We start from the raw sequence: 11,787 nt of genomic DNA on the forward strand, positions 1-11,787 counted from the left end.
AGGATTGATTTTACTTTATCTTTTACGGGAAACCACAGCTCCTAGCCGCTACATTAGTTCCTGACCAATTAGTGACATTACTTGTGGCAATGTTATTAGTGGATATTCCATCCTCTGCCTGTATCGTCCCCCCAAGACTATCATCTAACAAAAGATTGCCAATTGTATTTTGACGCGATCGCAAGCAAACAATATCATCAACCCCACTCGCTATCACTTCTAAATCGCCCAATGAACCGCCAGTTAAAGTGTTTAAGGCGACACTAGCAAAAGTATTACTAGAACCAAAACTGTTAATAGAAAGCGAGGTAAAAGAATTTTCATAAATTTGATTCGAGTCAATTGTTAGCCGGAGTTGGGATGTTTCACTCGTCGTTGTAAAAAGCCCGTTTAATCCATTTCTAGCAATTTGCTGATTATTGGAAATATTAATAGTTCCTGCTGCTGTATCGTTTAATTGAATATTTACCCCATTGTTTTGATTTTCTTGAATCGTATTGCTAGTAATGTTGAACGTTCCCGAAGTGCTGTCGGACAGTAATATAGCAATACCGAACAAGCCATTTTGAGAAATTTCAGGGTTGTTAGAAATATTAAATGTTCCAGTTGCTTGATCGTTTAGTTGCAGAGTAATCCCGTCGTCAAGGTTTTCTTGAATACTGTTGTTGGTAATATTGAATGTCCCAGAGGATGTAGAGTCAAGTTGAATATTAATTCCCTTAAACTGATTTCTGCTTATCTGATTATTAGTAATATTAAACGTTCCAGAAGCATTATCGATAATTCTGATTTCGATTCCATCGGCGATGCCACTATTACTGCTATTATTAGCGATCGCGTTCTTTTCTATATTGAATGTCCCTGTGGCGCTATTGCTAAGTTCGACATTAACTCCGTCCCCGTCGTCAGCAGCAGCGCCATTATTGGCAATACTGTTCTCTGTAAGCGACAGAGTTACTTGTCCTTGATTATTACGCAAAGAGAAGCCTTCCAAACCAGAATTGTTGATTGTGTTGTTAGCGATCGCTACCTGTCCAGCCACATTCTGAAGTAAAATACCCTCGCTTACAGAAGATGCGATCGCATTCTCTCGAATTGTCACATCGCTGATATTTGTCCCAGCAATACCAGCACCAGTAGTAGTAGCAATTTCAAACCCAGAAAGCGTAGTTCTATTACCTATCGTTACCGTTCCCGTCACCTGTGGACGCACACCCGCACCAGAGGACGGCAATTGTAAATTACCTTCTACTGTATTTATCAGCTGTACGGGGCCAGTAGAAAGCACCTGCACCCCATCAGGAATTTGGAAGGCGGGAATACTTGGATTTGTCCCTGGTTGCACATAAACAATATCCTCCGGCTGCGCCACAGCCAAAGCTGAAGCAACATCTCCAGTCGGACTTTCAAATGTGCCGTTACCCGTTCCTATCCCCAAATTAACGTGTTGAAATCTCCAAGGTTCACCAGTATTCGGGTTAGTAACAAAAACAGTTTCTTGTCGTGTAAATGATTCAACATCCTGTTGCTCATCCACTACAATATTTGCATTTCGGGTTACAGATTCTCCCAAACGCGCCAACACCGTATTTTCTTTACCTATATTTCTCGGACGAGTGCCAGGGAAATTCGCCCCCACACTTAACATCAAATTAGTCCCAAAGGTAGCATCATTTGAAAGCGAAACTCCTAGCCGCAAATTATCAGTAGGACGGGCTTCTAAACGAGTGCTAAAGCCCAAGATATCGGCACTACCTGGAGCATCATAATAATATAATCCAGCATAACCCCGCAGATCGCCCGTCTTACCTATCTGAGCAATTTTTGTACCAGCCTCAACATCAAATCCCGCCATCGCTGCTTCAAAGCGGCGGTTAATTTGTCTTTGCTGAGTTCGAGTCTGCGCTAAAAAATTCCCCTGAAAGACAGGTTCTGATAAGGACAAATTATTATTAGAAATAGTTTCTTGTGTCTTTTGGCGGGTATCGCCAACGGGTATATAAGCATTAGCGCGAACATCCCAATCCCCTAGGCTTTCAACTCCTACACCTAATTGGTTGAAGTTGCTATTTCCTGTGTCGCGCGTGTTGTAGGCGACATAACCGCCTAAAATGCGATTATCTTTAGGGTTGTAAGTGCGATAACCTAAAACCAAATTACTGCTTATGAGAGCACTTTCTGTTGATAATAGGACTCGTCCTTCTAGAAATGGCAGGTTATTAGTTTTACCTGAAGATAGAGGTAGAAAACCTTCTAAGCTAGTGAACGAACTAGAGTAACCAACACCTGGCCCGCTGGTAAAGTTTACGCCCACACGCGGGAGAATTTTTACAGTTGATTCGGTTGGTGTTGCGGTCGTTTGCGCGGTTTCCTGGCTACTTATTGGAGGGCTTTGTGCAGGTTCGAGGTTAACTTCTAGCGAGATTTTACCAAACTCGTTTAAGGTGCGAGGCGGCAACTCTACATCTGCTAGTTTTTTCGGATTTGTAATTGGGGGTAAAGTATTTTTTACTTCAAAAGTTGTAGTATTAGTTTCGACTTCGAGTTTTTCGGCTTCCTCAGATGCCTCAGTTGCAGGTAAATCATTTTCTACAGTGCTAGTGTCTGCTTTTACTTCTAATATTTCAGATGAAGACTCTATAGTTTGTGCAGTGGCGGTGGTGGCGAGTATTCCCGAAACTAATCCCGAAACTAACAAAGTGGCGCACAAGTATGAAGTTGATTTTTTCGGAAGCATTCTTTTTTCTCCGACCTAAAGGGTGTGGCGTTTTCAGCTAAATAATATTGCAGAGTTCATGGTAGCTGCTGACTGCACCCTTGCCCTTGTACACAGGGATTGGGGGAGTGAAGCTCCACTTTGTAGAGGCGGGGTTTCCGCGTCCTTGGATTGTGGCGTATGATATCGCCGATTTGATGGTATCAGTTCACTGCACCGATTGACATAGGTGCAGCGATTTTATCTTCTAGAAATCGGGGTTTCCTACACTTAGATAGTCACGAAAGTGCTGGAAGCGTAGCTTTGGAAAGTAGCAGCATTAACATTATTCAAAGCTGCTAACAACTCACCATTGGAGTTATTAGTAATCACAGTTTGGCTGCTTCTTTGTGTAATCAACAACTGACCCAAACTCAAACCGCCAGCTAAACCAATGAAGTCACTACCAATTTGAAAGTCTTGGATGATGTCAGTGCCTTCGCCTCTGGCAAAGACAAAAGTATCGCGTCCGGTACCACCTGTAACCACGTCATTGCCTAAGCCGCCTCTGAGAAGGTCATTGCCAGAATCGCCGAAAATTAGATCGTTTCCTGACTCGCCGTAGAGGAAATCATTGCCATCGTTGCCATAGATGCGATCGCTTCCTGTACCACCATAAATAAGGTCATCGCCACCCGCAACCAAGTTATTGCTGATATCGCCAATTAGGGTGTCGTTGCCATCATCACCGTAAATTTGGTCGTTTCCTAGTCCAGCGGAAATGGTGTCATGTCCACCGAAACCATAGATGCGATCGCTTTGAGTGGTTCCCACCAATGTTTCAGAAACTAATGTGCCGTTAATCACATTAAATTCAGCTGTATCGTTGTCCGCGTTTCTAACAGCGACATTAACCGGATTAAGCCGGTTGTATTTGCTATCAGCGCTGACGGCTGGTTTAGTGAGTATCTTGTAAGCGATGTTACCATCAACAACTGCATCATCCACACCCGTAACAGTCACAGTTTGGGCAATATTCCAGTTGTTGGGGGTGAAGGTGAGGCTAGAGGTGGAAATGCCTTCGGTGGTATCAGAACTGACTAAGCCAAAGGTGACATTAGCTGTGGGTTGGCTATTGAGTTTCACTGTGAAGCTGGCTTGGCCACCCGCTTCGGTGGTTTGTAGTCGCCTCGCTGGGGTGATGGTGAAGCCAGCAGTGTCATTGTCGATGTTGGTGACAGCGACATCATTAGGGTTAAGGTTGTTGTATTTACTATCAGTGCTGACTACTGGGGCAGTGATAATGCTGTAAGGAATATTGCCATCAGCGATCGCATCATCAGCACCAGTGACGGTTACAGTCTGGGCGATATTCCAATTATTGGCACTGAAAGTGAGGCTAGATGCCGAGACTTTGCCTTCGGTTGTGTCAGAACTGGTTAAACCAATTGTGACATCAGCGGTGGGGGCGCTATTCAATTTTACGGTGAAGGTGGCTTTTCCTCCGGCTTCGGTAGTGTTACCGCTAATCGGGGAAATGGTGAAGCCAGCCGCGTCGTTGTCGATGATAGTGCCGATACCCTGGTTATCGGCAATTGTGGCATTGATTGGGTTGGAAAGGTTGACAAAAAAGCTTTCAGTTGCTTCACTTGCCAATTCACCAATAACCGGAACGCTGATGGTTTGAGTCGTGACTCCAGCGTTGAAGGTTAAAGTGCCATTGGTAGTAGTGTAGTCACTACTCGCGATCGCGGTATTATTAGCTGTGGCGTAGTTGATTCTGACAGGTAAGCTGCTGGGGTTGGAGAGGCTAACAGTGAAGATGGCATTAACAGTGCCGTCGTTGCCTTCAGTGATGCTGACATCATCAATGCTAATTTGCGGTTGATTGTCATCATTAGTAATCGTACCAACTCCCGTGTTATCAGCAATGGTGGCATTAGTCGCACCACTGAGATTCACGTTAAAGGTTTCATTTGTCTCAAATTTATTATCACCCTTAATAGCAACAGTAATGGTTTTGGTTGTTTCTCCAGGGTTGAAGGTGATTGGTGTTGATGTAACGCCAGTGTAATCTCCATCAACTGTGGTAGCTGTACCGTCAGATGTGGCGTAATTTACGGTGACAGTTTCGCTACTTGCATCAGAAAGGCTAATAGTAAAGCTAGCGTTAGTTGTGTCGTTATTTCCTTCGGTTACGCTGACATCGTTGATGCTGATAGTAGGTTGATTGTCATCGTTAGTAATCGTAGCCACTCCGGTGCCTTTAGCAATGGTGGCATTAGTTGCACCCGTGAGATTCACGTTGAAGGTTTCATTCGGCTCAAATTTATTATCACCATTGACAGCAACCATGATGGTTTTGGTTATTTCCCCAGGGTTGAAGGTGATGGGGGTTGATGTAACGCTGGTATAATCGCCATCAACTGTAGTAGCTGTAGTGTTAGATGTGGCGTAATTTACCGTGACCGTTTCGCTACTTGCATTAAAAAGGCTAATCGTATAGCTAGCGTTAGTTGTGCCGCTATTTCCTTCGATGACGTTAACATCGTTGATGCTGATAGTAGGTTGCTTTTCATCATTGACAACTGCCACCTGTCCTATAGCTGTGGTAATCGTAGAACTTTCTGGGGCAGCCGTCAGGTTAGGATTACTTAAAGTGACAGAAATATTTTCATTCGCTTCAAATGTCGTGTCACCCAAGACATCCAATGTAATCGTCTTTGTTGTCTCACCAGCAGCAAAATTAATAGTGCCAGAAAGGGCAGTTCCCCCACCACTCACCAGAATATTGTTATAGTCAGTGCCAGAAGTAGCAGTCCCACCAATTGCATAATCAACGGTACTGGCTACCCCAATTCCGCCGTTGCGCGTGACAGTAAAGGTAGCAGTTTGCTTACCAGTGTCACCTTCAATCAAAGTTGGGTAAGCAGTGGTAATAGCGTATTGAATAGTGTCATTGGATGCGATCGCTACCGTAGCATTATTATTATCAGTATCAATGGTGTAACCCGCACCCGTCGCCAAGTTTAGCCGCAGCGTTTCCGCTAACTCTGGCAAAGTATCATCAACAGCAGTAAGAGTAACATTGACAAAACTCTGCCCATCCGGAATCACCACGGACAAACCGCCGCTACTGAGATTGTAGTCATCCCCACTGGCGCTGCTGCTACCATCAACAGCAAGATTTACTGTCAAATTGCCCGTTGTACCAGTACGAGTAATTTGGTAAATGCCTGTATCTGTGGCAGATTCAGCAGCAGTAGCATCTATGGCATTGATACTGACAACTGTAGTAACAGCTACTCCGGTGGAAAACTCGGAGGTGTTGTTGGAATTGGTTGCTGTTGCGGTAATAAAGTTACCCAACGCCACCGTCGCCAAATTAGCCGTAAAACTGCCATTGCCACTGGCATCAGTCGTTACATTAGTAAAGCCCAGGAATGTTCTACCCTCACCATTGCCAGATGCATCTAAGGCTGTGTTAGAGAAAAATTCTAGCCTGAATGTAGCGTTGGGGTTGCTGTTGAACGTTCCTGTAACTGTTGTGTTGGCACCATTGAAAACCGCAGAAGTAAGCAACGGGAAATTTTGCAGATTATTTGCCCCCGTGTCACCATCTCCAACATCGTTAGCGGTTACACTGATACCGCCAAGATCAATTCCTAAGTCAGTGTTGGAGAAGATGGAGTTTCCAAGGATACCATTGCCAATGCCGGAACTAACCAACACCCCTTGCTGACCATTAAAAGCGATCGCGTTCCCAGTTCCTGCTGCTGTCCCGCCGATGGTGTTATCGTTAGCGTCGGTAAGCCATACTCCCCGGAAGGTATTGCCCAAAGCGCTGCTGCCATCGGCATTGGTGCCAATGTAGTTGCCTTGTACTCGGTTCCCCGTAGCGGTGTTGCCTGTAATCCAGATACCGTTACTGTTATTACCAGAAATAACATTACCTGCACCTGCCGTTGTCCCACCGATAATATTATTGGGTGCGTATTGAATTTCTATACCATTCAGAGTGTTGCCTAAGTCGGCAGTACCAGCAGCATTAGTGCCAATGTAGTTACCTAATACCTGGTTTCCGCTGGAACCGACTTGGCTAATGCTGACACCATTCTGATTATTGCCGGAGATGACGTTACGTGCGCCTGTTGTCGTCCCGCCAATGATGTTGTTAGTTCCTTGGATGGTTATACCGTCAGCAGTATTACCCAAGTCAACATTACCAGTAACATCAGTCCCGATGTAGTTACCTTGGATTTGATTCCCGCTACCAGTGACGAAGAGACCGACACTGTTACCGGAAATAATGTTGCGCGTCCCTGCCGTCGTTCCCCCGATGATATTGTTAGAGGAACCGTTGATAAACACGCCCCAGCGGGAGTTACCTGCTACTGCATTACCCGCTGCATTAGTCCCAATAAAGTTGCCTGCAATAACATTGTTGCCGCCACCGCTTAACTCAATGCCATCTTGAAAGCGGTTGATTATTAAGCCGCGTACTGTACTATCTCCGGCAGTAATTGTCAGTCCAGCACCCGTGCCGCTTCCACTTAATTGAATAATAGGAGTACCAGAAAATCCAGGCTGAGTAGTGCCGTCAATAATTACCGAGTCGTTGATGGTAGGTAAGGCTGACAGGGGTGTAATTGTTTGTAAGCCACTGCCAATTTGAAAACCGATGGTATTGGTTCCACTAAAGGCGTTGGCGTTGATAATTGCTTGTCGTAGCGAACCTTCGCCGCTATCGTTGGTGTTAATTACTACCGTGTCATTTTGCTGGATGGTGACAGTTGCGGTATTTTGGGAAGATGCGATCGCATACGCCCCATCAGCTACTAAATCTAACTTTAGTGTTTCCGCTGCCTCAGCTTGGATGTCGTTAACTGCGGTAAGAGTAATATTGAAAGATTCTTGCCCAGCTAATAGGGTCACGGTGGCAATTCCATTCGAGATAGCGATCGCATTGCCGTTACTATCTGTTAAGGTATAGTCCCCGCTGCTGGCACTGTTGTTACTGACGGCAAATTTTACAGTTAAATTGCCCGTGGTGTTGCCAGTACGAGTAATTTGGTAGTTTCCAGTATTTGCGCCCGCTTCTGCTGCATCAGCATCTACCGCTTGGATGCTAACTGTCGGTGTTCCAGGGTTGACAGTAATTTGAAAGGTTTGCGCTACTGAGGTATCGACACCACCGTTAGCAGTGCCGCCGTTATCCTTGACTTGGACTTGAACTGTCGCTGTAGTAGCTGTACCAATTGTTGCAGTAGGAGTATAAGTAAGATTGCCTGTCAGGGGGTCAATTGTCGGCGGAGTGGCAAAAATACCAGGGTTGCTAGTGACGTTAACTATGTAACTATCGACGCTTTGAGTTGATTCCGTTGCACCAGGATTGAAATTGCTTGCCCATCCAGCTACAGTTTGTAATCCAGAGCCGGCGATCGCATTTTGATTTCCTCCACTGGTGAAACTGGGGGCATCGTTAACTGAGTTAATAATAATACTTGTTGTTTCAGTAGCAATACTGAATGAAGACGCACCGCCACCAGCCCCAGGATTTACATTAGTTGTACCGCTGGCAAGTCCATCAGAGGCATCCCAAGCGCGGAAGGTGATGCCTGGGGTGATACCGTTAAAGTCGGGATTGGGGACAAAACGGATGCGATCGCTTGTTGTATCCTTTAGGACGGTAGCAGCAGCACCGGAAACCACAAAATTATTCCAGCTACTTCCGCCATCAGTAGAATATTGCCAAGTGCCGTTGGTATTATCTACCTCAATTACAGCAATTCCTTCTACTGCACCTGCATCTGCATCGGTGATGGGGTTGCCGCCAGCACCGCTGGCAATAACATCAGAAACCAGAGTACCATTGTTGCTGGCAAGCGCAACGTCTTCGTCAATTGCTGTTAGTGCCGGACTCCCGGTATTATTTAACACCGGGGCATCGTTGGCTGAGGTGACGGTAATCGGTATCGTCTTGATATTGCTAGTAGCCGCACCATCGTTAGCTGTAATCTTGAGAGTGTCGCTACCATTAAAGTCTTGGTTGCCTTTGTATAGCAGTCCGTTTGCGGCGGCTAAGTTAGCGTTGATCTGGCTTTGGCTGCCTGTCAGGGTGACAGTTCCCGTGCCGTTGCCATTGACTGTTAACCCAGTAGAGTTGACTGTCAAAGCACCATTGTTGACTTCTAGAGTGACGGTGATGGCAGTATTTCCCGCATCCACGTCAAACACGCTAACTCCTGTGATGGATAAATCAGTATCTTCAGCAACTGTTTGGGGTGCAAAACTGCTATTAGTCGTAACTGAGACACCCGATAAATTTACTCTGGCGCTGGCAGAGGTAGTGTCATCGCCCAAGAAAATCAGGTTCGGGGTTTCATAAGGATCGGGAGTTGCAGTAGCAGCAGTATAATCCCGCAGTTTGCCGCTGAGGATGGTGGTGCCACCTGTGGAGAGAGTGTAAGTATCGCCCACAACTGTCAGCTGGTAAGGAATTAAACCTGTAGTGGTGTTGAAGGTAGCGCCTTCAGCATGGGTGAACAGAAGTTGGTTGTTGCTTGCCGAGGGATTTGTACTAGGATTTGCCTGAGTTGTGCCATCTTCCTGCGCCCAGATTTCGTTATCCCAGAATCCTAATTCGATGCCTTTTTTGTCGCTGCTGAGAACTATGATGCTGAAACCGGCTCTATCGGCAATGCCATCGCCATTTTTATCAGCTGTGCTCGTCGTATGATTTTCTGAGAGAACTTGGGCGGTGAAGCTGACGGTGTAACCAGTAGTGCGGTCTAGGGTAGGTACGTTGTTAGCAAAGTAGCCAGCATAAGTGCCTGGGTTGGCAGTGGTATCCAAGGTAGTCGCGCCACCAGAGGCAGTTTGCGTTGCACTACCAAGGGAGAGGTAGCTAAATCCTTGAGTGTTGGGCGTGGTATTTAACGAACCATCGTATTTAACTACCGAAGCACCAATAATCGGCGCATCGTTGACGGCTGTAACATTTATAGTTTCAGTAACCACGGTGCTGGTGCCACCGTCACCATCGGTAACGATGAAGCGGACAGTGCGAGGAGTGGTGCTGGGGTTATCTGAGGCGTTCTGATAGGTGATGTTTTGCAGTAGTGCAGTAGCGGCGTCGAGTGTGGCGTTGGCGTTGAAGGTGATGACTAAGGGAGTGGTGCCAGTCCCACCTTTGAAAGTGCCGATTTGCACTCCGCCGTATTTGACTATTGTGCCATCTAGCCCAATTTGTCCAGCACCGTTACCTTGGTTGCGAATCGCTAAACGGTCGGATGCCGTGCCACCTGCGGTAAAATCTACTGTCAGCTTCCCGGTGTCAAAGTTGAGGGAGTCGGTGTCAATTACTGTAGCGGTGCTGTCTATGACTGTGGCGGCGGCGTTCTCGGTGTAAGATACAGCGGCACCTGGTAGGGTAATATTAGGTGGGTTATTAGTAACCGTACCAGGAACAGAAATAGAAAAATCGTCAATCGCTAAGCCGTGGTCGAAGCCAGAGTTATCTGGATCGTTCCAACGCAACCATATTTCTTGACCATTGTTGACTGAAAAACCACCCAGCGTTTGGGTAAGAATGGTGCGATTACTGGCACTGTTTCCGTCTACAGCACCTGTGTTTGTATTATTAACGCTGACAATATCTAAGGCATCAAAATCTGCGTATCCTGTCTCTGAAATACTTGATGCTCCAACCTTATACTGAAAATTGGTTGTTTGAGAAGAATTGACAGCTCGCCATTGCTCAATAGTATAGGCAATATTGAGAGAAGTAAGAGTGCTGCCTGTGTTGTTGACTAGACGCACACCCCAAATTACAGGATCTGCACTTGCTGAAGCGATCGCTCCTAAAGCGCGATCGCTACTTCCACTGGTACCATAACTGTAGAGTCCGCCTGTAGTTGACCCTCCATCACTTGCTAAGTACAATGCTCTATTGGAATACCAGCCAGGTATTGTGCTGTCATTATTCCATGTATTATTAGTGCCTGTTGTACTTAAAGTATTGAAGTTTTGAGAGTAGCTACCTCCTGAAGTAAGACTAATCGCTGGCAAAATTGATTTATATGTCTGCATCGCCTCAGGCTTAAACACCAGAGGTGCTTCAATCTTCCCTGTCGCTACTTCTAAATCCCAGTCACCGCCTAATCCAGCACTACCCGTCACGTCATTGGAAGCCGCAACGTCAGCACCCGTCAGCTGACTAAGTTGTTGGACGAAAGCGGCCCCTGTTTCCCCACCTGCCACATTGCAACCATACAGGAGAATGTCAGCATCCGGTGTTAAAGCATTTGCCCATTGCTGCAAAGAGTTGGTGTATGCTTCGAGGTTGTTTGAGTTGACTTGGGTTGACCCCAGTTGCAAATTTGCTTCGCTGCCGTGGGAGACTATATGAACGCTGGCGATGTCGGTACGTCCCGCCAGCACTTCAGTAATTTGCGCTATTCCATCCCGTACCGAGTCGAGGATAACTACCTCTGTCCCCGCTTTGACACCGGCTGCAAGACTCTGGTAATCCTCAACCGTTGCATCAATGAATAGTATCTCTTTGTTTGCTGTCTCAGTAGAGCTGCTTGGTTCTTGATTTGCGGTTGAGTTATTCTGGAATTGCATAATTAATCCTTCTATATACCTGAGTTAGGCAGAGAAACTGGAACGCGATCGCATCCCTAAATTTTGTTTAACCTTGCCAAAATTTGCCCAATGTGCAACAAGCAAGTTAAATGACGAATTTCGGCAGCTTCAGTTCTATAATTCCCAAAAATTTCTATAAATCACCATTTTTAGGTTGATAAATGACTTTTTCTGGGAAAGCCTACTTTGACAAGCTTTTAGGCTTTTTCGTTAATCTCCAACCCTGATGGAAGATAAGTTTTCGGCGGTTGCAGCAAAGATGGCTCAAAAGCGCGATCGCATATCTTGAATTTTCTGCACCCGTGTCCTATTTATAAATATGCCAATCTTAGAGGATGTTTGAAAAGTGGTGAGGGGTTAAATATTATGCCAACCGCCTGACCATGATACGGATCATTGCCAGATAAATAAAAGTCTCCGATGTTTCTGGCAATAACTCATAA

Annotated in this window: 2 protein-coding genes; both read right to left on the reverse strand. The window is 45.9% G+C overall.

The features are described 5' to 3' along the window. Positions 1-22: 22 nt before the first annotated feature. Positions 23-2,737: a right-handed parallel beta-helix repeat-containing protein gene (locus H6F66_RS12565; RefSeq protein ID WP_190421659.1), complete on the reverse strand. Its 2,715-nt coding sequence runs from the start codon at positions 2,735-2,737 to the stop codon at positions 23-25. Between the two features lie 249 nt (positions 2,738-2,986). Then, the gene (locus tag H6F66_RS12570) at positions 2,987-11,323 is read right to left on the reverse strand and encodes a DUF4347 domain-containing protein (protein WP_190421661.1); all 8,337 of its coding nucleotides are present in this window, start codon (positions 11,321-11,323) and stop codon (positions 2,987-2,989) included. Positions 11,324-11,787 lie beyond the last annotated feature (464 nt).

This window comes from Trichocoleus sp. FACHB-6 (assembly GCF_014695815.1).
In the GTDB taxonomy this organism is placed as follows: domain Bacteria; phylum Cyanobacteriota; class Cyanobacteriia; order Cyanobacteriales; family FACHB-T130; genus Funiculus; species Funiculus sociatus.